Annotated in this window: 24 protein-coding genes; 15 read left to right on the forward strand and 9 right to left on the reverse strand. The window is 63.1% G+C overall.

Features of this window, described 5'->3' with window-relative positions:
- The first annotated feature begins 42 nt into the window (after positions 1-42).
- The 7 genes from HMPREF2807_RS00585 to HMPREF2807_RS00615 all read left to right on the forward strand — a co-directional run bounded on the left by HMPREF2807_RS00585 (position 43) and on the right by HMPREF2807_RS00615 (position 5833).
- Positions 43-1644, forward strand: coding sequence for an ABC transporter family substrate-binding protein (locus HMPREF2807_RS00585; protein WP_070509617.1), 1602 nt, complete (start codon positions 43-45; stop codon positions 1642-1644).
- The gene (locus HMPREF2807_RS00590; RefSeq protein ID WP_070509618.1) at positions 1634-2503 is read left to right on the forward strand and encodes a PIG-L family deacetylase; all 870 of its coding nucleotides are present in this window, start codon (positions 1634-1636) and stop codon (positions 2501-2503) included. The genes HMPREF2807_RS00585 and HMPREF2807_RS00590 overlap by 11 nt, the downstream gene beginning before the upstream one ends.
- Positions 2500-2892 carry a hypothetical protein gene (locus HMPREF2807_RS00595; protein WP_049154368.1) on the forward strand — a complete coding sequence of 131 codons (393 nt, stop codon included), beginning with the start codon at positions 2500-2502 and terminating at the stop codon, positions 2890-2892. Before HMPREF2807_RS00590 ends, HMPREF2807_RS00595 begins: the two co-directional genes overlap by 4 nt.
- A gap of 50 nt (positions 2893-2942) precedes the next feature.
- Positions 2943-3266 (forward strand): ferredoxin, encoded by a 324-nt coding sequence (fdxA, locus tag HMPREF2807_RS00600; protein ID WP_005327491.1) that lies wholly within the window; start codon positions 2943-2945, stop codon positions 3264-3266.
- Between the two features lie 3 nt (positions 3267-3269).
- Positions 3270-4355 (forward strand): succinyldiaminopimelate transaminase, encoded by a 1086-nt coding sequence (gene dapC, locus HMPREF2807_RS00605; protein WP_070509620.1) that lies wholly within the window; start codon positions 3270-3272, stop codon positions 4353-4355.
- Positions 4356-4403: 48 nt separating this feature from the next.
- Positions 4404-5162 (forward strand): pseudouridine synthase, encoded by a 759-nt coding sequence (locus HMPREF2807_RS00610; RefSeq protein ID WP_198531355.1) that lies wholly within the window; start codon positions 4404-4406, stop codon positions 5160-5162.
- 107 nt (positions 5163-5269) lie between these two features.
- Positions 5270-5833 carry a GtrA family protein gene (locus HMPREF2807_RS00615; protein WP_049154373.1) on the forward strand — a complete coding sequence of 188 codons (564 nt, stop codon included), beginning with the start codon at positions 5270-5272 and terminating at the stop codon, positions 5831-5833.
- Positions 5834-6296: 463 nt separating this feature from the next.
- Here HMPREF2807_RS00615 and HMPREF2807_RS00620 read toward each other — a convergent pair whose 3' ends face one another.
- The 6 genes from HMPREF2807_RS00620 to HMPREF2807_RS00645 all read right to left on the reverse strand — a co-directional run bounded on the left by HMPREF2807_RS00620 (position 6297) and on the right by HMPREF2807_RS00645 (position 12210).
- Positions 6297-6776, reverse strand: coding sequence for a transcriptional regulator (locus tag HMPREF2807_RS00620; RefSeq protein ID WP_232751582.1), 480 nt, complete (start codon positions 6774-6776; stop codon positions 6297-6299).
- Positions 6760-6969, reverse strand: a complete 210-nt coding sequence (locus tag HMPREF2807_RS13950) for a helix-turn-helix transcriptional regulator (protein WP_046648286.1) — start codon at positions 6967-6969, stop codon at positions 6760-6762. Before HMPREF2807_RS13950 ends, HMPREF2807_RS00620 begins: the two co-directional genes overlap by 17 nt.
- Before the next feature lie 54 nt (positions 6970-7023).
- Positions 7024-7884: a DUF559 domain-containing protein gene (locus tag HMPREF2807_RS00630; protein WP_049154375.1), complete on the reverse strand. Its 861-nt coding sequence runs from the start codon at positions 7882-7884 to the stop codon at positions 7024-7026.
- 459 nt (positions 7885-8343) lie between these two features.
- The gene (locus tag HMPREF2807_RS00635) at positions 8344-9774 is read right to left on the reverse strand and encodes an amino acid permease (RefSeq protein WP_046648289.1); all 1431 of its coding nucleotides are present in this window, start codon (positions 9772-9774) and stop codon (positions 8344-8346) included.
- Positions 9775-9861: 87 nt separating this feature from the next.
- Positions 9862-10833: a 2,3,4,5-tetrahydropyridine-2,6-dicarboxylate N-succinyltransferase gene (dapD, locus tag HMPREF2807_RS00640; protein ID WP_046648290.1), complete on the reverse strand. Its 972-nt coding sequence runs from the start codon at positions 10831-10833 to the stop codon at positions 9862-9864.
- A gap of 18 nt (positions 10834-10851) precedes the next feature.
- Complete coding sequence (locus HMPREF2807_RS00645; RefSeq protein ID WP_070509627.1) at positions 10852-12210, reverse strand: amino acid permease; 1359 nt, start codon at positions 12208-12210, stop codon at positions 10852-10854.
- A 91-nt stretch (positions 12211-12301) separates the two neighbouring features.
- On the opposite strand from HMPREF2807_RS00645, the gene dapE reads away from it, so the two are divergent.
- From dapE to HMPREF2807_RS00680, 7 genes are read left to right on the forward strand one after another with little or no spacing between them, the layout of a single operon-like run.
- A complete protein-coding gene (gene dapE, locus HMPREF2807_RS00650) occupies positions 12302-13390 on the forward strand; it encodes a succinyl-diaminopimelate desuccinylase (RefSeq protein WP_070509628.1) in 1089 nt (362 codons plus the stop codon).
- Between the two features lie 7 nt (positions 13391-13397).
- Positions 13398-14168 carry an LOG family protein gene (locus tag HMPREF2807_RS00655; RefSeq protein WP_070509630.1) on the forward strand — a complete coding sequence of 257 codons (771 nt, stop codon included), beginning with the start codon at positions 13398-13400 and terminating at the stop codon, positions 14166-14168.
- A gap of 26 nt (positions 14169-14194) precedes the next feature.
- A complete protein-coding gene (gene folP, locus HMPREF2807_RS00660; protein ID WP_198531356.1) occupies positions 14195-15007 on the forward strand; it encodes a dihydropteroate synthase in 813 nt (270 codons plus the stop codon).
- 3 nt (positions 15008-15010) lie between these two features.
- Complete coding sequence (locus tag HMPREF2807_RS00665) at positions 15011-15748, forward strand: glucosyl-3-phosphoglycerate synthase (protein WP_070509635.1); 738 nt, start codon at positions 15011-15013, stop codon at positions 15746-15748.
- Between the two features lie 3 nt (positions 15749-15751).
- The gene (locus HMPREF2807_RS00670) at positions 15752-16105 is read left to right on the forward strand and encodes a DivIVA domain-containing protein (RefSeq protein ID WP_049154387.1); all 354 of its coding nucleotides are present in this window, start codon (positions 15752-15754) and stop codon (positions 16103-16105) included.
- 35 nt (positions 16106-16140) lie between these two features.
- Positions 16141-16308: a DUF3117 domain-containing protein gene (locus HMPREF2807_RS00675; RefSeq protein WP_010187237.1), complete on the forward strand. Its 168-nt coding sequence runs from the start codon at positions 16141-16143 to the stop codon at positions 16306-16308.
- A 9-nt stretch (positions 16309-16317) separates the two neighbouring features.
- Positions 16318-17205, forward strand: a complete 888-nt coding sequence (locus HMPREF2807_RS00680; protein ID WP_046648297.1) for a methyltransferase domain-containing protein — start codon at positions 16318-16320, stop codon at positions 17203-17205.
- Positions 17206-17619: 414 nt separating this feature from the next.
- Here HMPREF2807_RS00680 and HMPREF2807_RS00685 read toward each other — a convergent pair whose 3' ends face one another.
- Both HMPREF2807_RS00685 and glgA read right to left on the reverse strand, forming a co-directional pair.
- Positions 17620-19077 (reverse strand): GH32 C-terminal domain-containing protein, encoded by a 1458-nt coding sequence (locus tag HMPREF2807_RS00685; RefSeq protein WP_070509636.1) that lies wholly within the window; start codon positions 19075-19077, stop codon positions 17620-17622.
- A gap of 11 nt (positions 19078-19088) precedes the next feature.
- Complete coding sequence (gene glgA, locus HMPREF2807_RS00690; protein WP_070509638.1) at positions 19089-20243, reverse strand: glycogen synthase; 1155 nt, start codon at positions 20241-20243, stop codon at positions 19089-19091.
- Positions 20244-20431: 188 nt separating this feature from the next.
- Here glgA and glgC point away from each other — a divergent pair, with 188 nt between their 5' ends.
- Complete coding sequence (gene glgC, locus HMPREF2807_RS00695; RefSeq protein ID WP_070509640.1) at positions 20432-21649, forward strand: glucose-1-phosphate adenylyltransferase; 1218 nt, start codon at positions 20432-20434, stop codon at positions 21647-21649.
- Positions 21650-22110: 461 nt separating this feature from the next.
- Here glgC and HMPREF2807_RS00700 read toward each other — a convergent pair whose 3' ends face one another.
- Entirely contained in the window at positions 22111-22758 is a 648-nt protein-coding gene (locus HMPREF2807_RS00700; RefSeq protein WP_070509642.1) for an O-methyltransferase, read from the reverse strand.
- Positions 22759-22787: the final 29 nt, after the last annotated feature.

The following is a 22787-nucleotide window of genomic DNA, read 5'->3' on the forward strand; positions in this document are numbered from 1 at the left end:
ACAGTGGTAGGGAAAGTTTTCGGAATGTAAAGGTTGTGTGGAGTGGACCGTTTCCTGCCTCGGCTTGGCGTTATCCTCGCAGCCGCCCTGCTTACCGCCTGCCAGGCCAACCCCGGTCCGCCGCCGGTGGTAGATGAGAACGATCGCAGCACCACGCCAACGAATTCCAGCACCACGGCCCCGCCACCTGAGGTAGCACCCGAAGAGGACCTTCTGCCGGAGCGCAGCACCGTGGCGATTGGGGTGGACCCGCTGCGCGGTGGGCTCAACCCACATCTGGTGGCGAACAACTCCGAGCTGGTCAACCAGATTGCGGAGCTGGTCCTTCCCTCAGCTTTCCACGGCTCTGAGATGGATACGGATGTCCTGGAATCCGCAGAGGAGATCGAAGCCCCCGGCAGCATTGCCATGCGGGTACGCTATACCATCGCCGGGCCGGCGCAATGGTCGGATGGCACGCCGATCAGCGGCTCCGATTTTAACTACCTGTGGTCACAGATAATGCGCACGCCGGGCGCGAAGGACGTGGCTGGCTACCGGGCAATTACAGCCGTGCGGACCTCCGGGAATGGGCGCGTGGTCACCGTTGACTTCGGGCATCGCGTGGAGGATTGGCACAAGCTCTTTGCCAACCTCGTGCCCTCCCACCTTCTGGAGGACCGCGATTTCGCCTCGGCCCTGGCGGACGGGATCCCCGCCTCGGCCGGGCGCTACCTCGTCGCCGGAATGGATCGCGGCCGAGGAATCATTACCCTCAACCGCAATGATCGGTTCTGGGGAGAAGATCCCGCGAATATCGACGTCATTCAGCTGCGCGCTGTGCGTGATACCGCGCAGGCGGTGAACATGCTGCGCTCGCACCAGATCGGTTTTGCTGATATCACCCCGCAGCAGACCACCTTGGAGAACTTGAGCCTGCTCAGCAACGTCAATACCGGTGTGGTGACCCGGCAACGCCAGCTGCGGCTGAACATGTCGGCGGTTGAAGGAGCGCTCGATGAGCAGGCGCAACGCCGTGCGTTGGCCTCGCTTCTCGACACCGACCAACTAGCCCGCCTCGCCACCGGCCGCGCCTCGGAGCTCAAGCCTGGGAACAATCCCTTCGATAGCCACGCGGAGCTCGCCCCATTGCGCGAGCGTGCGGGCCGCAAGCCGGTGCGGATTGCCGTGGATCCTCAGTACCCCACCGCCTTGGCGGCGGCCACCACCATCGTGGACGTGCTTCAAGCCAAGGCCATCGACGCGGAGGTCGTCACCGAACGCTTGACCACGATTACCTCCGACCTGCTCCCGGCGGGCAAGGTGGATGCTGTGGTGGCGTGGGATGAGAACGGCGCGGACGCACTCAGCCTGGCCAACTATTTCGTGTGCGCGACACCCACGCGCCCGGCGGCAACGCTGTCCGGGTACTGCCCGGAAAACTCCGCCGACACTGCCCTGGGCATTCTCTCTGGCGAGGTGGTTTCCGCGACCGCGCAGGAGCGCGTAGAGCATCTCAACAGGGAGGAAGCGCTCTTCGTCCCGCTGCTCAACGAGGTGCGTATCCACGCTTTGGGCAAGGGTATTGTTGGCCCCGGACAAAGCATTGAGGACTGGGACTCCGGCCTCATCAGCGCACCGCAGTGGAGGAAAGATGATGACTAAGGATCTCACCGGCTACCGTGTCGTGGCCGTTCATGCCCACCCAGATGACGAGGTGCTTTTTACCGGCGGAACGTTGGCGGACCTGTCCGCGCGCGGTGCACAGGTCACGGTGATTACCGCGACGCTGGGAGAGGAAGGCGAGATCATCGGCGAGCCCTACCAGGGCCTCGCGGAGACCGACCAGCTGGGAGGGTTCCGCGCCTGGGAGCTTAAGCACGCGCTCGACGCTTTAGGCGTCGACGGTATTCAGCTGGGTGGTTTCGGGCACTTCCGCGATTCCGGCATGGAAGGCTCGCCCGCTCACGAGAATCCGCGGGCCCTGGTCAACCGCGTGGAAGAGGCCGCCGACCTGATGCGGGGCCACCTTGTCGCGCTGCGTCCACATGCAGTGCTGACCTATGGCCCGGACGGCGGTTACGGGCACCCCGACCATATCGCTGTGCACAAGGCCGTGCATGCGGCTGCCTCGCCTGAGCAGCGCATCTGGTGGGCCGTCTTTGAGCGCGCCGCGCACTACCGCGGCCTCGATGCTGTTACCCCTCCGGAGGGCTGGAGCCTGCCCGATAAGGAGTACCTGGATAACTTCACCAATGCTGGCTGCGATGTGGCCTACGAGCTCACTGACGCGGCTCTCAGCGCCAAGCGCGCAGCGATGCTGGCCCACGCCACGCAGATCTGGCTTGCCGACGGCTCCCTCACTACCATCAACCCTCACGCCGCCCAGGCGGGCTTGAAGGATCCCGCGGAGGTTCCCGCTGCCTATGCCTTGTCCAACCTGCTCACCATGCCGCTGCTGCGCCACGAGTTCTACCAGCTGGGCCAAGGTGAGCTGCAGGATTCATTGCTGGGGGAGAAATGAGCGAGCGCGCAATCCGCACCGACTTCTCCCGCGGCGAGCAAGTAGGGGGCCTAGTGTGGCTCGTCTTAGGCGCACTCTGCTCGCTGACCTTAGAGGTGGTCTATCTCACCGCCCGCGTGCCATGGTTCGACGGGGCCAGCGTGGCCTTTCCGATCACCATCCTCATCGCCTTTTGGTTCAACGGGGTGCTGACCCGCACAGCGCGGCTGTGGAGTGAGAATCCCTACATCGCGGGCTTGCCCGGTTTAGCTTGGGTGGCGGGTTTCCTCGCGTTCATGCTGGGTGCCGCTATCGGGGACGGTAGCTTGCTGGCCAATAATATTCTCAGCCTGCTGCTGTTCGCCGCGGGAATCGCGGGTAGCGTTTGGCCATTTTTCGCCTCGGAGTAGCATACTGTTAGTCGTAGAAAACCCGTGACACACAGGAGTTTAAACACCTTATGACTTACACCATCGCGCAGCCTTGCGTCGACGTGATGGACCGCGGCTGCGTTGAAGAGTGCCCGGTCGACTGCATCTACGAGGGCAAGCGCATGCTCTACATCCACCCGGACGAGTGCGTGGACTGCGGCGCCTGTGAGCCGGCTTGCCCGGTGGAGGCCATCTTCTACGAGGATGATGTCCCGGATGAGTGGCTGGACTACAACGATGCCAACGCCGCCTTCTTCGATGATCTCGGCTCCCCGGGTGGCGCAGCAGCTCTCGGCCCGCAGGACTTTGACGTCCCGATGATCGCTGCACTCCCGCCTCAGAACCAGGAGTAGACCATGAGCCGCACGCCGCTGGGAGACACGCTCCCGGATTTCCCGTGGAACTCGCTCGCCGGTGCCAAGAAGAAGGCCCAGGCGCACCCGGACGGAATCGTGGATCTGTCGGTGGGCAACCCCGTCGATCCGGTCGCCCCGGGCGTGCAGTTAGCACTGTCCGCCGCGGCTGAGGCTCCCGGTTATCCGCAGACTCAGGGCACCCCGGAGCTGCGGGAGGCCATCGCGAAGGCGCTGCAGCGCCGCTACAACATGAATGTGGATGCGGTGCTGCCGGTCATCGGCACCAAGGAGGCCATCGCCTGGCTGCCCACTTTGCTGGGCATGCGTGGCGAGACCGTGGCTTTCCCGACGGTGGCTTATCCCACCTATGAAGTCGGTGCGCTCTTGGCCGGTGCTAAGCCCCTGCGTGCGGACGATGACTTCGAAGACGCCTCGCTGGTGTTCATCAACTCGCCGTCGAACCCGACGGGCAAGGTGTTGGGCGTCGAGAAGCTGCGTGAGATCGTCGCTTGGGCGCGCGCGAACAATGCCATCGTGGCCTCAGATGAGTGCTACATGGGCTTGGGCTGGGATGATGAGAACCCGCCGGTGTCCATCCTGGATCCGCGCGTGACCGATGGGGACAATACGGGGCTTATCGCCATGCATTCGCTGTCCAAGAGCGCGAACATGGCGTCCTACCGCGCCGGTTTCTTCGCCGGTGATGCCCAGCTCATCGCGGAGCTGCTGGAGCTGCGCAAGCACGCAGGGCTCATCGTTCCGGGTCCCATCCAGGCGGCCATGGTTGCCGCGCTTGACGACGACCCCTCCGAAGCCCTCCAGCGCCAACGCTACGCCGCGCGCCGTGTGGATCTCATGCGCGCACTGACCGGCGCGGGCTTTAGGATCGAGCATTCTGAAGCCGGGCTCTACCTGTGGGCTACGCGCGGTGAAAACTGCCGCGAGACCGTGGACTGGCTGGCCGAGCACGGCATCCTCGTTGCCCCCGGTGATTTCTACGGTCCGGCGGGCGAGCAGTACGTGCGCATCGGCCTGAACGGCACCGATGAGCGGATTGCCGCAGCCGTCTCGCGCTTGGCTGAGTAGGTGGTCTTTCGCCCGCCGGCGCGGGAAGGGATTAGCCCGCGCAAAGTGATGCTGAGCGGCACCGTGCCCGCCACTCCTACCTACTGGGCAGGTGAGGCGGGCGATTCCGCGTTTTCGCCTGGTACCCGCTTAGAGCCCGGCACTGTGCTTCCCGGCCCAACGCTGGCCTGGTATCACCCTTCGGTGCCTTCCGAAGAGCCTATTCCGTTTGATTACCGCGTGGTGTTTGAGGACGGGGACCTGATAGTCGCGGACAAGCCGCACTTTCTGCCCACGACGTCGAACGGGCGCATCGTGCGCGAGACCCTCCAAACCCGCCTGCGCGTGGACTACGGGGAGGACTCTATTGTGCCGCTGCACCGGCTGGACCGGTTGACGTCGGGGTTGGTGCTGTGCTCGCGTAATCCGCGCACGCGCGCTGCGTACCAGCAGCTTTTTCAGGAGCGTGCGGTGGTGAAGCGCTACCGTGCTCGGGTGGCCGCGCCCTTCTCCTTCGACGGCACGGTGCGGCTGGGCATGCGGCGAGTGCGGGGTGAGCGCCAGGTCCGCGTGGATCCTATCGGCACGCCTACGGTGACTCGGGTGCGCGCTCGGGGAGCGGTGGCCGATGTCTGGCCACTGACCGGCCATACCCACCAGATTCGCGTGGTGCTTAACCACCTGGGGCATCCGATTGTGGGGGACGATACTTATCCGGTGGATCGCGGGTTGTCCCTCTACGATTTTTCCACGCCCCTGCGGCTTACTCACGTAGCTTTGAGCTTTAAGGATCCGCTTTCTGGTGAGAAGCGTGAGTTTCAGCTGTGAGATTCGGCGCTCTTGCGGCGCGCGTTTTAGTTTGCGCTGAATGAGGGACTAAACTCAAACGAAGTTTTATTCATCATAATTGAGCATTTTGTACGAAGGGCGTGTCCATGGCGGATCTGAGCTTTGCTCGCTTTGCCTCGAATCTTGGCCAGTTCATTAAGTTCGGTCTGGTCGGTGGTTCGGGCACGTTGGTCAACATTGCGACTTCGATTGTGGCTGCAAAGTGCGGTTTGGCGTGGTTTGGTGCCACACCGCACGACGCAATGTTCAACCTCTTCGGTACGCAGTTTCACGTGCGTTGGTTCATGCTCTTTTCTACCATTGCCTTCCTCGTGGCGAATACCTGGAATTACCAGCTCAACCGCATGTGGACGTTCAAATCCGTCAACAAAGTGTCCTGGCTACGCGGCTTTTTCCCATTCCTCATTACGGGCATCGGTGCATACTTGGTGACCCTCGCGGTGCAGTACCTGCTGATGAATCCGACCTCGCCGCTGCAGCTGCCTCCCCATATCTTCGATGACTCCACCGGTTTCCGCACGATGTATTACTGGGCCAACGCCATTTCCATCGTGGTAGCTATGCCCATCAATTTCATCTTCAATAAGCTGTGGACGTTCCGCTCGAAGCCAAAGACGCCGATCTTGGTTCACGAGACCGAACCGGCTTAATACCAGCCCTTCGCCCCCCGTCTTCTTTCTGTCCGTCCTTCCGTCGCGCGGCTCTTCCTCCGCCCCGCCTGCCCTTCGCGCTCACCAGCGATGGCCGGTGGGGTCTTTTCGATGCTGCGGTGAGCGGGAAGGGAGGCGTCGGCACGCACCGCTTCCTTCGCGCTCACTGGAGACACGGCGTGGAAGCGCTCCATCGTGCTGGTGAGCGCTTAGGGACGAAAATCGGAAACCCGCCCTTTGCGCTCACCGGCATCTAATAGATTCGCTAGTTCCCGTTTACAGTGAGCGGGAAGGGGCGGCGGCAGCGGTTTAGCGGGGCAGGGCAAGGCTGCATTCTTTGCGGGGGCCGGCAGTATCGGCTTGAACTACCCTTGGCGCTCACCGGCGCCTGTAAAAAGCAAGACCCGCCGTCCGCGGTGAGCGCGAAGGGCGGGATGGATGGGGATTGGCCGGGCAGTGCGGTCTAGTCGTCGAGCTCGGAGTCGAGGCGGGCCTGGTCGCGTTGATGCTGGCGGCGGCGAAGGAATGGCGTGAAGATGATGGCGGCGGTCACGCCAGCCCCAGCGCCAAGCAAGTAGGAGGTGGAGTCCGGTGCGTAAGCGTTGTGGGCAATTCCAACGAACATCACAATGAGCGGGATGAGGTAGACGGTCATCGCAGGCCAAATGCGGCCAACAGGCGGGGTGGCGACGCGCTTGCGCAGCCACGCCGTGCCGAAGAGATTGCCGATGATAGACGGTGCGATGGCGAGGAAGCACAGCATGCTCATCTGACCAGGAAGGACCCAGGCGAGGATGGCTGCGGCGACGAGCTCGAGGAAGCGGGTCGGGGTAGCGCTGATGGTGTTGGCCTTGTAGAAAGTCTCGCGCACGAATTCGTCGCGAGAGGCGCGGTCGATCTCGCGGAGCGTGTAGTTGGCCAGGGCGTTAATCATGTTGTTCATCTCCAAAGACTTCTTCGATGGTTTTCCCCAGTTCGCGGCAGATGTCTAGCGCTAGGTAGACGGAGGGGGAGTAGTTGCCGCGTTCGATATTGGCGATAGTTTGGCGGGAAACGCCGGCCCGTTCAGCAAGGTCGGCTTGAGACATCTCGAGCCAGCGCCGCCATTTGCGAACCATGTTCTGATGCTCGGCCATCTGGCCTCCTTTACGGTGTGTAACTCTTACATGCCTAAGTGTAAAGAAAACTTGTCACGATGGCAATGTTTGCATGCATAAGTGCCAAGTCCAATAAGGCTGGGTCGCCGCAGAAGGGAGCTTGGGATTTCGTCCTTTGAGCAGCTCAAGAGTCGCTTTGATAAGCAAGAAGGCGTCGTTGAGGTGGTAGCGGATATCGTCGGCAGTAAAGCGCAAAACCGTATACCCATGGGCTACGGCCGCGTTCTGCTTCGAGCGGTCCGCTTGAAACGCCCGATCATTTTTGTGGTACTCCCAGCCGTCGACCTCGATGATGAGCTTGCCAATCTTCAGGTCAAAGCGGTACCCCGCAATGAGCGCGTTGTGCTCAGGAAAGATCCCGTCCGCGCTAAGCCTTCGGCTGAGCTGGCGCTCCGGTACGCTATCGGCCCCAATCGGCGTGCGGCGGATAGTCTCTTTCAAGCGCCGGGGAACCCGACGCATCCTTCGCCGGTCATCTTCGAGGCGGGCTGGTCCTGTTTTGCCGCGGTAGTGCGCTTCCAGCAGCTGCCCGCACGCCGCGGCTATACGACGGGCTGCCCACAGCACCTGAACAACAGGCAGGCCATTCACCTTGGCAGTAGCCGACAGGCGTGAATGCGTCACGCGAAAATTTTTGCCCTTAAGCGTGCGCGGGCCCTCGGCTTCCAGCGGAAACGTCAGCTTCCTCCCCAGGTGAATCTCCTGCGCGGTCTTGCCCGTGAAATGTATTCGACTGAGCCCGTGTGCCAGAGCCCGCGCCACGGCAAGCGGCGACCACTCGTCGCTATAAATCCCTCGGTGCACGCGAAAGAGCGTCCCCGCGCGAAGCTTCCGCCTGATTGCCTCCTTGCTCAAGCCCTGCTCGCGAAGCTCCGCGGTCGTCCATGCCTTCATGAAGCTCAAGGTATGCAGTGCTTAACGACGCGTCGAGGGTCAATTCCCCGCCTGTGGATAACTTGGCCCTGCGGCGTCGATTTTGCGCTAAAAAGCTGTCGCGTCCGCAATTTTTGCACCTCTTGCCCGTCCCGAAACTCCCTTCGCGCCCACGGGCAGCCTTGAAAAGGCGACACCCCGGTCGCCGGTGAGCGCGAAGGGTGGTCAGTGATAGGCGTGGCGGGAAAGCGGCCCCGTTTGGTTCCGCCTTCCCCTTTGCGCTCACGGAGCACGTGCCTGGCGCTCTTCAGCTCATCGATGGTGAGCGCGAAGGGAGTGATTGAGTGGGTAAGCTCCTGCGCCTGACCCTTGGCGGCCACCAAGAGCGGACAAACTGTACAACGCTGGTCGGCCGGTGAGCGCGAAAGGTGGGGCGGCGATGGAAACGAGGGGGTGGGGCGGCGAGATGGCGAGGGCCGGCTAGCGGGCCTCGAGCTCCTCGGCCGTCGGTAGGGGCAGGCGCGAGGTCGGGGCAATGCCGCGGGCCTTCGCGTTGATGACACCTGCAACTGCGAGTACCGCGAACATGGCGGCGGCGGAGAAGAGTTGGATGCGGGCGGAGGCGTCGGTAAGCATGAGCACCGCAATGGCCGCAAAGAGCGCCAGCGCGAACCACGTGAGGTAGGGGTAGGCCCACATGCGTACCGGCAGCGGGTGGATGGCCTCGAGCTGCGGGCGCAGGCGCAACTGGCTCACTGCGATGAAGACCCACACGATGAGCAGCGAGGCGCCAGCGGCGTTGAGCATGAAGGACAGCAGCCACCCGTTATCTGCATAGTTGAGAACAACCATCACCGCGGAAAGAATGACAGACAGCGCGATGGCCGCCGTCGGGACGCCGCGATGGTCGGTGTCGGCGAAGAGCTTGGGGGCTTCACCGCGGCTAGCCAGCGAGTGCATCATGCGGGAGGAAGCGTAGATCTGCGCGTTAAAAGCAGAGAGCAGTGCGAGAACGATGACCACTTCCATGATGGCAGCAGCACCTGGAATTCCCGCGCGGTCCAAGACCATGGTGAAGGGCGACTCGGCAGCAGACTTCGCGGAGCCGAGCGAGGAATAGGGCAGGAGGAAGGTGATGACGAGGACAGAACCCAGGTAGAACACCGAAATGCGCGTAATGGTGGTGCGCACTGCGTTGACGAGGGACTTCTCAGGGTCCTCGGATTCCGCCGCGGCGATGGCGACGACCTCGATGCCGCCGAAGGCGAAGGCCACGGCAAGCAAGCCGGCGGCTACACCGCCGAGGCCGTTGGGCATGAAGCCGTCTTCGAGGAAGACAGACGTGCCGATGAAGGTGTGGCCGGGGAGAAGGCCGAAGATGAGCAGCGCGCCGATAACGAGGAAAGCAATAATGACGGCGACCTTGATGAAGGCGAACCAGTACTCAAACTCACCAAACAAGCGCACCCGCAGCAGGTTGATGGTGCCGAAGAGAGCCACACAGATGGCTGCGGGGATCCAGGGCGGGCAGTTAAACCACGCGCCGATGAATCCGGCCGCGCCGGTGATTTCCGCGCCCAGAACCGCGACGGTGGCGAGCCAATAAATCCAGCCCTGTGTAAATCCTGCCCAGCGGCCGATGCCGTGTTCCGCGTATTCGGAGAAGGAGCCGGATGCGGGGATGACCGTGCCCATCTCACCGAGCATCTGCATGACCAGGATGGCAAGGAAACCCGCGATGAGGTAGGCCAAGAGGACCGCGGGGCCGGCAGCAGAAATGCCAACGCCGGTGCCTAAGAAAAGGCCGGCACCAATGGTGGAACCCAGCCCCATCATGGTTAGGTGGCGGACTTTCAAACCGCTGCCGAGTGAGCGAGGAGAGGAATCGTTTTGAGCAGTCACCTTTAGCATTCTAGGCAGCCGCTCGCGGTAAGTGGGCATAAAGGGCCCGGGATCAAGAAAAGCCCCCGCAAGAACGGGGGCCTCAAGCAACAGCGTTTAGTTCTTGTGCAGGTCCTCGTTGAGGGCCACAGCCTCAGACTTCCACTCCACGGCCTCGACGGCGCCGGTGACGGAGTTGCGGCGCAGCAGTACGCCGGAAATGCCAGAGAGCTTAGAGCCCTTGATGGTGTCGCCCTCAGACAGGCCCAAAGCCTGCGCGATCTTGCCGAAGACCGCAATCTTGGTACCGGCGGTGACGTAGAGGCCGGCTTCGACGACGGCGTCGTCGCCAAGCGAAATGCCCACGCCGGAGTTCGCGCCGAGCAGGCAGCGCTCACCGATGGAGATGACCTCCTTGCCGCCGCCGGACAGGGTGCCCATGATGGAGGCGCCGCCGCCGATATCGGAGCCATCGCCCACGACGACGCCTGCGGAAATACGGCCCTCGACCATGGAGGCGCCCAGGGTGCCGGCGTTGAAGTTAACGAAGCCCTCGTGCATCACGGTCGTGCCCTCAGCGAGGTGGGCGCCCAGGCGAACGCGGTCGGCGTCACCGATGCGCACGCCGGACGGGACAACGTAGTCCACCATGCGCGGGAACTTATCGACGGAGTAGACCACGACCGGGCCGCGGGAAGCGAGGCGGCCGCGGACCATCTGGAAATCGGCAACCGCGCAGGGGCCGTAGTTGGTCCACACGACGTTGGCCAGCTTGCCGAAGATACCGTCTACGTTCAGGCCGTGAGGCTTGACTGCGCGGTGGGAGAGCAGGTGCAGGCGCAGGTAAGCGTCGTAGGTGTCGGCGGGAGCCTCGTCCAGATCCTTGATGGACGTCTCCACCGCGATGCGGGCGACGCCGCGCTCCTCGTCGGGGCCAACGAGGTCAGCGAACTGCTGCGGAACCTCCTCCAAGCGCTCGGTGCCGCTGGCTTCTACAGAGATATCGGTGTGAACTGCGGGGAACCAGACGTCCAGGACGGTGCCGTCGTGGGTAATGGTTGCCAGGCCGCGTGCGGATGCTGAAGTCATAGGGTCACACCCTAGCAGCTACGCGTTCGACGCGCGCCTTTTGTTACCCGGGAGTAGGTGGAAGATCACAACCAGGGAAACGGTCAGGATGAGGACGGCGAGGACTTGGTTGCGGGCGGAGGCGTCGAAAAGCATGAGAATCGTAAGACCCACCAGTGCTAGGGCAGTCAGCCACGGCAGCCAGGGGAAGCCCGGCACGCGCAGCGTCGTGAGCTCGCCATTGGCCTTCATCTGAGGGTGCAGCTTGATGTAGGAGGCCACGATGAAACACCAGATGACCAGCAGGCAGCCGCCCACCGCGTTGAAGAGGAAGGCCAGAAGCCCCGGCGGGTTCCAGTACTGCAGCACCACCGATGCGAAGGCAAAGATGATGGAGAGCACGACCGCATAAATGGGGGAGCCGGAGACGTTGGTCTTCAAGAAGACGTGGTGCGCGCTGTGGTCCTTGGCCATGTCGTAGACCAAGCGGGAGGTGGCGTAAATCTGCGCATTGAAGGCAGACAGCAGCGCCAAGGCGATGATGGCTTCCATGAATCCCGCGGCGAAGGGGATTTTCGCGGCGGCGAGGACCAGGGTGAAGGGCGAGTCCGCGGCCACATCGGCGTCCTGGATGGAGCTGAAAGGCAAGGCCATGGTGATGACCAGGATGGAGCCGATGTAGAAGACCATGATGCGCACGATGATGGCGCGCACGGCAGTAGCGACGTTGTGGGCCGGGTCCTCAGATTCCGCCGCGGCAATGGTGACCAGTTCGATGCCACCGAAAGCGAAAGCCACGGCGAGCAAGCCGGCGGCAAAACCGGGGCCGCCGTTGGGGAGGAAGTTCTCCGTGAAGTTATGTCCCGCCATGGACAGGTCCATACCCGGCAGGATACCCAGTGCCATGAGCACACCGACGCCCAGGAAGGCCACGATCGTGGCCACCTTGATGATGGCGAACCAGAACTCGAATTCGCCGAAGCCACCCACGGCGGCAAAGTTAACGATGGCGAAGAAGACCACGGCCACCAATGCCGGAATCCAAGGGTCCACCCCGAACCAGTTGGAGACAATCGCCGCGGCACCGGTAATCTCCGCGCCCATCACCATGACCAGCATGAACCAGTAAATCCAGCCCAACGTAAACCTGGCCCATGGCCCGAAGGCCTGGCCCGCATAGGTAGAGAAAGCGCCCAACGAAGGACGCGCGGCGGCCATCTCGCCGAGCATCCACATCACCAAGGCGATGAGCGCACCAGCCACCGCATAGGAAATAAGGACGGAGGTGCCGGATACCTGGATGCCTAGGCCGACGCCCAGGAAGAGGCCTGCGCCCACCGCGGAGCCGAGGCCCATCATGGTGAGGTGGCGGGTTTTGAGTTGAGTGGCCGCAGCCATAGGGAAATCACCTTCAACGCTGTTGATTGTTTGCAACGGGAAGTACTTTACGCAATGCACTAAGCAACCGGGGGCGCTAGCATGGCGGGTTGTGACTTTAAATCTCTTCTCCGATCCCATCGAGCTGACCAAGGCGCTGGTGGATATCCCTAGCCCTTCGCACCACGAGCAAGCGATCGCTGATGCCGTCGAGGAAGCCCTGCGTGGTCTGGACCAGAGCACAGTAGAGGTGGAACGCTACGGCAACACCGTCTGCGCCCGGACGAACCGGGGCTTTGAAAGCCGCGTGGTCCTCGCCGGTCACATCGATACCGTGCCCTTGGCCGATAACGTCCCCCACACCATGTCGGAGGACGGCGCCACCATGTATGGCTGCGGCACCGTGGACATGAAGTCCGGCATGGCGGTCTACCTTAACGCCTTTGCGCAGCTGTACAACTCCGATGAGCTCAAGCACGACCTCACGGTCATCGCCTATGAGGGCGAGGAGGTCGCCACCGAATTCAACGGCTTGGGCCACTTGCAGAAGGATCACCCGGAGTGGCTGCAGGGGGATCTGGCGCTGCTGGGCGAGCCCTCCGGCGCCATGATCGAGGCCGGCTGCCAGGGCACCATCCGCGTGCGCGTTACCGCCCACGGCACTCGCGCGCACTCGGCCCGCGCCTGGCTGGGCTCCAACGCGGCGCACACCTTGGCGCCGGTGATGCTCAACGTGGCCAACTACCAGCCGCGCGACGTCGAGATTGACGGCTGCACCTACAAGGAAGGCCTCAACATCGTTCACCTCGAATCCGGCGTGGCTACCAATACCATTCCGGATGAGGCCTGGATGTTCGTCAACTTCCGCTTCGCTCCCGACCGCAATTCCGAGGAGGCGCTGGCGCACCTAATGGAGGTCCTCGGCGAACACGAAAACATCACCGTGGAGGTCGATGACATCGCTGGGGCCGCCCTGCCCGGTTTGGGGCAGCCAGCGGCGCGCGCGCTTGTCGACGCCGTCGGCGGCAACGTCCGCGCCAAGTACGGGTGGACCGACGTGGCCCGTTTCTCCGAGATGGGTACCCCAGCCGTTAACTTCGGCCCCGGCGATCCGGGTTTTGCTCACAAGAAGGACGAGCAGGTGCCCATCGCCCAGATCACCGAAGTCTCGACCGCACTCTTGAATTACCTGAAGGGATAACACCACCATGACTCCTGAGCAACTGCGCACCCTGCGCGGACCTCTTCTCGTGCGCACCGCCGGAGAGCAGTCCTCCACCTTTGATCAGCGCCTGCTGCAGTCTGGTGCGGATCACGAGTGGCAGCACGCCGATCCCTGGCGCGTCCTGCGCATCCAGGGCGAGTTCGTGGACGGCTTCGACGCCCTGGCCAAGCTGCCCAAGGCCGTAACCGTCTTCGGCTCTGCCCGCACCCCGGAGGATGACCCGAATTACCAGCTGGGCGTAGCTTTGGGACGCCGCCTCGTGGAAGCCAAGTACGCCGTTATCACCGGCGGCGGCCCCGGCATCATGGAGGCGGCCAACCGCGGCGCGCACGAGGCTGGCGGGCTGTCTGTGGGCCTCGGCATCGAGCTGCCGCACGAACAGGGCCTGAACCCCTACGTGGATCTGGGCTTGAACTTCCGCTACTTCTTCGCCCGCAAGACCATGTTCCTCAAGTACTCCCAGGCCTTCATCTGCCTGCCCGGCGGCATGGGCACCATGGATGAGTTCTTCGAGGTCATGTGCATGGTCCAAACCGGCAAGGTGACCAACTATCCCATCGTGCTCATGGGCACCGACTACTGGGCCGGCCTGGTGGAGTGGATGAAGAAGACCCTGGCCGAGGGTGGGTTCATCAACCCCGAGGACCTCGATCTCTTCCTCGTCACCGACGATATCGATGAAGCCGTCGCCCACATCCTGGCCGCGCACAAGGTCATGTCGGACAAGCGCCTGCGGGAGCAAGAAGACAAGTGACCTCTGCCCCCAACCTCGCGCGGGTCATGGCGATTGTGAACCGCACGCCGGACTCCTTCTACGACAAGGGCGCCACCTTCGAGCTCGACCCCGCAATCCAGCGTGCTGAGCAGGCGCTTGACGACGGCGCCTCCATCATCGACATCGGCGGCGTCAAGGCCGGCCCGGGTGAGCACGTCGACGCGGCCGAGGAAATCGAGCGCGTCGTGCCCACCATCGCGGAGCTGCACCGTCGCCGCCCTGAGGCGCTGATCTCCGTGGACACGTGGCGCGCCGAGGTCGCAGAGGAAGCTATCGCCGCGGGCGCCGGGTTGGTCAACGACACGTGGGCCGGCTGGGACCCTGAGCTCATCGAAGTCGCCGGCCACCACAAGGTGGGCTACGTGTGCTCGCACACCGGCGGCGTGACCCCGCGCACCCGCCCGCATCGGGTGCACTTCGACGACGTGGTCGCTGACGTCATCGCCGAGACTACGCGACTGGCGGAGCGCGCCGCCGACCTCGGCTGCCCGGAGGAGCTGACGTTCATCGACCCTACGCACGACTTCGGCAAGAACACCTTCCACGGTTTGGAGTTGCTGCGGCGCATCGATGAGATCGTGGCAACGGGCTGGCCGGTGCTCATGGCGTTATCGAATAAGGACTTTGTGGGCGAGACCCTCGACCGAGCCGTCGACCAGCGCGTCGCGGGCACGTTGGCGGCGACGGCATGGTCGGCAGCGCGCGGCGTGGCGGCGTTTCGGGTGCATGAGGTGGGCCCGACGCTCGATGTCATCCGCATGACCGCTGCCATTCAGGGGCACATGGCGCCGCTCGCGACGACGCGGGGGCTGGCCTAAGGCATGTTTCCGAGCATTTCTGTGGTCATCCCTGCGCTGAATGAGGAGCGCACCGTCGCGCACGTCGTGCGCGCCTGTCTGGCGGATGAGCCTTTAGAGGTCATCGTCATCGACGCCGATTCCACCGACGAGACCGCCGCCCGGGCCGCCGCGGCCGGGGCGCGGGTGTGCAACTGGCGCGAGGTGCTGGACGAGGAACCGCGTCCAGGAAAGGGTGAGTCCCTGTGGCGCGGGGTGGCCGCGGCCCGTGGTGAGGTGGTCGTGTTCATCGACGCGGATTTAGAGTCTGCTGCGCCCGGCATGGTTACCGCGCTGACCGAGCCTTTCGTGGATCCCCACGTACAGCTGGTCAAGGTGCGCTACGCGCGCAGCCTGAACGGCCAGCCCACCGGTGGCGGGCGAGTTACGGAGCTGAGCGCCAAGCCGCTGCTGCGCATGTTCTTCCCCGAGCTCGCGCACATCGATCAACCTCTGGGCGGGGAGTACGCGATTCGCCGCGAGACAGCCCTGGGCCTGCCTTTTGTGGCGGGCTACGGGGTGGAGGCGGGGTTGCTGATAGACGTCGCCAAGCGCTATGGCCCCCACGCCATCGCCGAGGTGGACCTGGGCACCCGCGCCCACCGCAACCGCCCGCTCGAGGAGCTAGCCCCGATGGCCGATGTTGTCGCGCGCACCATCCTCTCCCGCGCGGGCGTGGTTGGCCCCGTTGCCCAACGTCCGCCGCTGCTGGGTAAGATTTAGCGCATGATGTCCTGGATTCTTCTTATCGTTGTCCTTATTGCCCTCGTCATCATTGGCACATGGGCGTGGGGAACCATCGTGGGTCGGGGGACCGTGATGGAGGCTCCTGATACGGCCGTGGATACCAACGAGGAGAATCTCCGCGCCCTTGAGGAGGGGCGCTTCGACGACCTGCGTTTCGACGTCGTGACACGCGGCTACCGCCAGGACCAAGTGGACGCCCTGCTGGCCGCCGTGGAGCGTCGCCTGGGCGCTGAGTCGGTGGCTTCTGACGGTTCTGCAGATGATTCTGCGGAACCTTCCGCCGCGGGTGAGGCAACGAGCCTGCCGCTGTCGGCCGAAAAAGAGCTAGACTAGAAGGACGTTCTAAAAATAGTCGAAGGAGACTCAATATGGCAGCGATGAAGCCCCGTACCACTGGTGGAGAGATGGAAGCGGTAGAGGAGTCCCGCAAGATCGTGATGCGCATTCCTTCTGACGGGGGTGGGCGCATTGTCATTGAGCTCAGTAAAGAAGAAGCAGCGGAGCTGGGTTCACTCCTCGTAGCAGTTTCTAGCTAGTCTAGGAGCATGCTTTCACATATCGTCGATATTCTGGCCGATCCCGCCGATGGCAGCGCCCTGCAGGGCGCGGATGATTTTTCTCGCCTCGTGTCGGAGACCGGCCATTCTTATGACGTGGCCAAGCAGGGCTACGTCACGCTGGCAGCCGGCGCGGGCCTGAAACATCAGGGCGACGATGCCGCGATGGTTACCGCCCGCGAGACCTACCTGGCCATGGGGCACTTCGCGCCCTTCGTGGAGGCAGTGACCGGCGCGGTCCAGGACTCTTTGGAAACCCAGGATGCGGCTGAGCACGCGGCTGGCCTGGATGTGGACACCGCCCCCGCGCTCCTTGAGGTGGGCGCGGGCACGGGTTACTACCTTGCCCACACTCTCGATTCGATTGAGGGCGCTCGTGGCGTGGGCCTGGATATCTCTACGCATGCGGCCAAGCACCTGGCCAAGTCGCACGAGCGCGTCGGTGCTGTGGTCGCGGATGTGTGGGAGCGTCTGCCGCTGAAGGATGATTCGATTCACGCCATCTCGGTCGTCTTCGCCCCGCGCAACCCGGCGGAATTCCAGCGCGTGCTCGCCCCCGGCGGGGAGGTTATTGTGCTGACTCCGCAGGCTGGCCACCTCGATGAGCTGCGGGAGCCTTTGGGCATCCTCGGCGTCGAGGAAGGAAAGGTGGAACGCCTTTACGCGCAGGCGGAAGGTTTCCTTGAGCAGGCGGCCGACCCGGTCGATATTTCCTTCCCCATCGTCCTCGACAAGGCATCCATCGCTGCGCAGGTGGGAATGAGCCCTTCTGCGCGCCACATCAGCCCGGAAGAGCTGGCCGAGCGTATGGCCTCTCTGCCGCAAACCCTGACCGTGACGGCGCACGCTCGTCTGGACCGTCTGCGCTCTGCTTAATAGGCGGCTTTATTCTCGGCCGCATGCTGGTTGCATTTCTGGCCTAAACGCTTCAAAGCTGCAGCTGTGGCCCATCCTCAGCATTTCATGGCTACATCCCCGGTCCGGCCTTGACGCCGCGCGGCTACCAAAACTTCCCTTCGCGCTCACCGGCAGTGCACGCGACGGTTGTCTGAAGCCCACGGTGAGCGCGAAGGGCGGAGTGAGGCCCGGCCTGGCTGAGTGACGCGCGTCAGCTGCGTGGTCCCGCTGGCGCTCGAGGGCATCCTCGCTAATCTCCCTTCGCGCTCACCGGCAGCGCCCGCGGCGGCTGTTTGGGGTCCACGGTGAGCGCGAAGGGTAGGGGAGCGCATTAAAAAGAGGACCGAGTCATCCCGGTCCTCCTTCTTATGGTTCAGCACACGCGCGATGCGATTAGGAGCGCTTGGTGCCCTTTCGGCTCCACGACTGCTCAATGACAGCCTCGCCCTCCGTGCTGACCTCGATGGCAGAGCATCCGCCCTCGAAGTAGACACGAGAGCTCATAGCCACCAAGCCGCCATCCACAAACACCTCAACGCTAGCGCCGTCTTGGATGACGGTGAGAGTGTCCGAATCGCCCTCCGCCAGTTGGGTCACCGCAGGAGCAGAGTCCTTGAAGTAGTGATCAAAGGCCTTCGACATGGAGCGATCCAGGCTGATCTCGGAGCCGGTGTGGCGGATGACCGCGGCGGCATCACCGTTACCGTCCTTCAGCGTCACGGTCACGGCGGAGCCTTCCGGAACCTCCAAAACACCGGTCCAGGATTGGGCATAGTCGGAGAGTTTCACCGCATCCGGCAGACCCTCCGCCGGGGTCTGGTACAGCACACCGCCCTGCAGCGTGACCGCACGCGGCAGCGACAGGCTATTAGCCCAGCCCTCCGCCTCCCAGGATGGGTGCTTGGTGGCGTCGTCACCGCGGCCGTTGCCGTTAAGCAGACCGAGGATGACCGCGCGGTCGTAGCGGCGCTCTTGCGGAATCGTTCCGGTCGTGGTGTTGGTGTTGCGCGGACGAGAGAAGTCGTGGCCAAAGTCCACGCGCTGGAAACCCTTCGCCACGGTGAACACCGTGCCATCAAGACGGCCCACGATATAGCCGGAAACATCGCGGCCCTCGCGCTCTAAGGTCACGAAGAGCACATCGTAGATTTCCCTATCGACCTCGTCGCGCAGGCGCACCAAGCGCGGCGAGACCACCGGCGGGATGGGGGAGGTAGCCGGAACCTCGCCCTCTTCGAAACCAGGGTCGCCGTCGAAACTCAACGGCCCGAGGAGTGTCCAGGATTCGCCATCGGGGCTATCCAGGATCACCGGCACCGGCGCGTCCGAGTGCCCGGTCAGCGCAAGCATGAGCCAGCCATCGTGGCCTTCCTCGCGGTCCTCCTTGGCCCAATCTGGGACCACAGAGGGAGAGCGGAAGCGGTCGTGATTGGTGCTGGCACCGACAGCTTCGCCGAAGCGGACGACATCCGGGTCGAGCGCCGTAGGGTCATCGGAGACGACGCATTCATCGGCGTAGTCGGTGTAGCGCGCTAGGCGCACGCTCGTACCCACCGAGGTCACCGAGGTGAAATACAAGTTGATCGCGTCCTTACCCTCCGCGACGGAGCCAGCACGCAGCGACAGCTCTCCGCCCACGGGGGCGAGGACATCGTCGCAGTCGAGCCACTCAAAAGCTGTTTCTTCCGACGTGGAATGGCCCCAGCGTGCGGGCTGGTCAGCCGCGGGCCGGTACTGGTGGAACAGGTGCCACGTGTTACCGTCGCGGACGATTCCCGCGGGGGCTTCGAGGACCCCGGTGTCGGGAACGAAATGTAGTTCTGGGCGATGAGGCGGTTCGTTAAGAGTCACGGCAGTCCTTCCTACATCAACGAACGGTAAATGTCCACGGTCTGCTGCGCGATGGTAGCCCACGAGAAGTCATCAATCGCGCGCTGGCGACCGGCGCTGCCAAAGCGCTGCGTCAGTTCCTTGTCCGCTGCCACTCGATTCACGGCGGCGGCGAGATCAGCCTCAAAGGTGGCTTCATCAGCGGCATCGTAATTGACCAAAACGCCGGTCTCACCATCCACGACGACCTCTGGGATGCCACCCACATTGGAGGCTACGACCGCGGTGCCGCAAGCCATGGCTTCGAGGTTAACAATGCCCAGCGGCTCATAGATCGACGGGCAGACGAACACATCGGCACCGGAATAGACTTGCTTAATCTCCTCGCGGGACAGCATGTCCTTAACCCAGAACACACCATCGCGCTTGGAGCGCAACTCCTCCACGAGGGCTTCGGTCTCCGCCGCAATCTCCGGCGTATCCGGCGCGCCCGCACACAGCACGAGCTGGATATCCTCGTCAAAGCTCTGGGCCGCCTTGAGCAGGTGCTTCACGCCCTTCTGTCGGGTAATCCGGCCCACGAAGGCAACGACGGGACGCTGCTTGTCGACGCCCAACTTATCCAGCACCGCCGACTCACCCGGCTGCCACACCTGCGTATCGATGCCATTGAGGACCACATGCACCTTATCGGCGTCGATACGGGGGTAGGCATCCAAGATGGAATCTTTCATGCCGGCAGATACGGCGATGACGGCGTCGGCGTATTCCATCGCGTTCTTCTCCGACCAAGAGGAGACCTCATAACCGCCGCCCAGCTGCTCGCGCTTCCACGGGCGGTGCGGCTCGAGGGAGTGCGCGGTAACCACGTGGGGGATACCGTACAACCGGCTGGCGAGGTGCCCACCAAGGCCCGTGTACCACGTGTGCGAGTGAGCCACATCGATGTCGGAGGCGGCGTTGGCCATGCGTAGACCCGTAGACAGTGTCTGCAGCGCAGCGTTGGCATCCTTCAATGCGGGGTCAACGCCATGGACAAAAACGTCTTTCTCGTCGCGCTCAGACCCCATGCAGTGGACGGAGACATCGATGATCTCGCGCATGAAACGGGTGAGCTCTGCAACATGGACGCCAGCTCCACCGTAAATCTCAGGCGGATACTCCTTAGAAAAAATTCCGGCTCTCATACTCGCCAGAATACGGACATTCCGCAGCGCGCGCTAAACCTTCCTATCGCGCGCCTCGGGCGCGGCGCGCAGCGGCTTTGGGACGCAAACACGAAGGAAGCACGCAAGAGGGGTGAGGGAGGTTAAAGGGGGTAAAAACACGCAAACTTCTACTGCACGATGCGGAAAATGTCTATAAGTTGGGTGGTGTGAGAAGCCTTCCTAATGTCCTTGCCATTGTCCTTGCCGGCGGCGAGGGAAAGCGCCTCTTTCCGCTGACGGAAGACCGCGCTAAGCCCGCCGTTCCTTTCGGCGGCTCCTACCGCCTGATCGACTTCGTGCTGTCGAACCTCGTCAACGCCGGATTCCTCAAGATTGCGGTGCTGACCCAGTACAAATCCCACTCTTTGGACCGCCACATTTCCCAGGCGTGGAACCTGTCTGGCCCGACTCCGCAGTACATCGCCTCCGTACCCGCCCAGCAGCGCCGCGGTAAGCGTTGGTACAACGGTTCGGCCGATGCCATCTTGCAGTCGCTGAACCTGATTTATGACGAGAAGCCGGATTACGTCATCGTCTTCGGTGCCGACCACGTCTACCGCATGGACCCGGCCCAGATGGTGGAGGAGCACATCGCGACTGGCCTGGACTGTTCGGTGGCAGGCATCCGCGTCCCGCGTTCGGAGGCTTCTGCCTTTGGCTGCATCCAGGCTGATGGGATGGGCACGATTACGGAGTTCGTCGAGAAGCCTGCGAATCCCCCGGCCACCCCGGATGATCCGAACATGACCTACGCCTCCATGGGCAACTACGTCTTCACCACGCAGGCGCTTATTGACGCTTTGCTGGAAGACGAAAAGAATGAGGACTCCGCGCATGATATGGGCGGAAACATCATTCCTTATTTCGTGAAGCGCGAGCAGGCACACGTCTACGACTTCATGGCAAATGAGGTGCCCGGCTCCACGGAGCGTGACCATGGCTATTGGCGCGATGTCGGTACCATCGACTCCTTCTATGAGGCGCACATGGACATGATTTCTGTGCACCCCATTTTCAACTTGTACAACCGTTCGTGGCCGATTCACTCCACGGATGACTCGAACTTCCCGCCGGCGAAGTTCGTGCAGAACGGTATCGCGCAGTCCTCGATGGTGGCTCCGGGCTGCATTGTCTCCGGCGGTACGGTGCGCAACTCTGTGCTCTCCTCGGACGTGCACGTGGCCGATGGCGCGACGGTGGAAGGCTCCGTCATCCTGCCGGGCGTGCGCATTGGACGCGGCGCGGTGGTCCGCCACGCCATCCTGGACAAGAACGTGGTGGTCAGCGATGGTGCGATCATCGGCGTGGACCGCGAGCGCGATGAGGAGCGCTTCAAGGTTTCCGAAGGCGGCGTGGTCGTCGTGGGTAAGAACGTAAAGGTCTAAGCCGCGAGACAGCACAGTAGTTTAAGCGGGCGTGCGGGTGGATTGAAGTCCACTCCACGCCCGTTTCCGTGGCTTTGATGGCGCCGACGAGTTCCGGGTTGCCTCAGGAGCCTGCGCGGCAACACTCCCAGCAACAGCACCCCCTGCAACATCACGCGCGGCACAACCACACCCTGCACCAACACACCCCTGCAACACCACAATCCTGCAACACCACACCCTTCGCGCTCACCGAAAGTGCGCGGCCCGCCTCGTGAAGCCCCATGGTGAGCGCGAAGGGCGGGGGTGGGAACGGAGAAGGAGTAAAAGTGGGCGCAAAGAAGGACACCGGCGCCACAGGGCGGGGTTTAGCTCGGAGACGTATCAGTGGCTAAACCAACGGTGTCCTAAATGACGAAAGTCTCCGAGCCGATCGAAAAACAGGCGATGGTTTTGGCAGATCGGGCAGTTTCAGAAGGCGGCTACAGCTTGGTAATGAGCGTCAGGCCCGCGCCGTAGGGCAGGCGCGTCACGGCCGCGCCCTCGAGGGAGCGGGCAACCTCGTCGGCCTCGCGGGCAGCGGCGGTGTCGCGGTCGGTGCGGGAGGGGTCGGCCACGGTGCCGTCGAGAAGCGCATTGGCCAGCACCAAAGTGCCGTGCTGGTGCAGCAGCGGCCAGGCGGCCTTGAGCAGCGCAGGCATGTCGAGCGCGGGGACCTCGGCGTAGATCACCTGGTAGGTGTCATTAGCCAGACGGCCCATGATGTCGAGGGGGCGCGAGGGTAAGAAACGGCCGCGGCTGGGGGAGTAGCCGGCCTCGCGGAAGGTTCGCTTGGCGCTGGCCTGGTGTTCTGCCTCCGGGTCAATACAGGTGAGGATTCCGTTCTCCGGCATGCCGGCAAGCAGGTAGAGGACTACGACGGATGCTGCGGGAGTAATCGCCACCGCCTGCGGCCGCGAGGTAGTGCCGGATGAAACCGCCGCGAGCGTGGTGAGCAACTGGCCGGTTGCCTCATCCGGTGCTGGCAGGCCATACTCCTCCGCGTGGGCGCGGGCGCCGGCGAGAACCTCGGAGACCTCGCTGGTGGATTCGATGTAGGTTCGCATTGCGTCATAAGCCGTAGTAGTCACAAAAGAAAACCATAGTGAAATCGCCACAG

It is taken from the genome of Corynebacterium sp. HMSC074A09, from assembly GCF_001811545.1.
Classification (GTDB): Bacteria; Actinomycetota; Actinomycetes; order Mycobacteriales; family Mycobacteriaceae; genus Corynebacterium; species Corynebacterium hiratae.

Bases quoted from the DNA above. Each gene is read 5' to 3' on its own strand.
- HMPREF2807_RS00590 (WP_070509618.1), top strand. From the start codon at position 1,634: ATGATGACTAAGGATCTCACCGGCTACCGTGTCGTGGCCGTTCATGCC.
- HMPREF2807_RS00595 (WP_049154368.1), top strand. From the start codon at position 2,500: ATGAGCGAGCGCGCAATCCGCACCGACTTCTCCCGCGGCGAGCAAGTA.
- fdxA (WP_005327491.1), top strand. From the start codon at position 2,943: ATGACTTACACCATCGCGCAGCCTTGCGTCGACGTGATGGACCGCGGC.
- dapC (WP_070509620.1), top strand. From the start codon at position 3,270: ATGAGCCGCACGCCGCTGGGAGACACGCTCCCGGATTTCCCGTGGAAC.
- HMPREF2807_RS00610 (WP_198531355.1), top strand. From the start codon at position 4,404: ATGCTGAGCGGCACCGTGCCCGCCACTCCTACCTACTGGGCAGGTGAG.
- HMPREF2807_RS00615 (WP_049154373.1), top strand. From the start codon at position 5,270: ATGGCGGATCTGAGCTTTGCTCGCTTTGCCTCGAATCTTGGCCAGTTC.
- HMPREF2807_RS00620 (WP_232751582.1), bottom strand. From the start codon at position 6,776: ATGAACAACATGATTAACGCCCTGGCCAACTACACGCTCCGCGAGATC.
- HMPREF2807_RS13950 (WP_046648286.1), bottom strand. From the start codon at position 6,969: ATGGCCGAGCATCAGAACATGGTTCGCAAATGGCGGCGCTGGCTCGAG.
- HMPREF2807_RS00630 (WP_049154375.1), bottom strand. From the start codon at position 7,884: ATGAAGGCATGGACGACCGCGGAGCTTCGCGAGCAGGGCTTGAGCAAG.
- HMPREF2807_RS00635 (WP_046648289.1), bottom strand. From the start codon at position 9,774: ATGCTAAAGGTGACTGCTCAAAACGATTCCTCTCCTCGCTCACTCGGC.
- dapD (WP_046648290.1), bottom strand. From the start codon at position 10,833: ATGACTTCAGCATCCGCACGCGGCCTGGCAACCATTACCCACGACGGC.
- HMPREF2807_RS00645 (WP_070509627.1), bottom strand. From the start codon at position 12,210: ATGGCTGCGGCCACTCAACTCAAAACCCGCCACCTCACCATGATGGGC.
- HMPREF2807_RS00655 (WP_070509630.1), top strand. From the start codon at position 13,398: ATGACTCCTGAGCAACTGCGCACCCTGCGCGGACCTCTTCTCGTGCGC.
- folP (WP_198531356.1), top strand. From the start codon at position 14,195: ATGGCGATTGTGAACCGCACGCCGGACTCCTTCTACGACAAGGGCGCC.
- HMPREF2807_RS00665 (WP_070509635.1), top strand. From the start codon at position 15,011: ATGTTTCCGAGCATTTCTGTGGTCATCCCTGCGCTGAATGAGGAGCGC.
- HMPREF2807_RS00670 (WP_049154387.1), top strand. From the start codon at position 15,752: ATGATGTCCTGGATTCTTCTTATCGTTGTCCTTATTGCCCTCGTCATC.
- HMPREF2807_RS00675 (WP_010187237.1), top strand. From the start codon at position 16,141: ATGGCAGCGATGAAGCCCCGTACCACTGGTGGAGAGATGGAAGCGGTA.
- HMPREF2807_RS00680 (WP_046648297.1), top strand. From the start codon at position 16,318: ATGCTTTCACATATCGTCGATATTCTGGCCGATCCCGCCGATGGCAGC.
- glgA (WP_070509638.1), bottom strand. From the start codon at position 20,243: ATGAGAGCCGGAATTTTTTCTAAGGAGTATCCGCCTGAGATTTACGGT.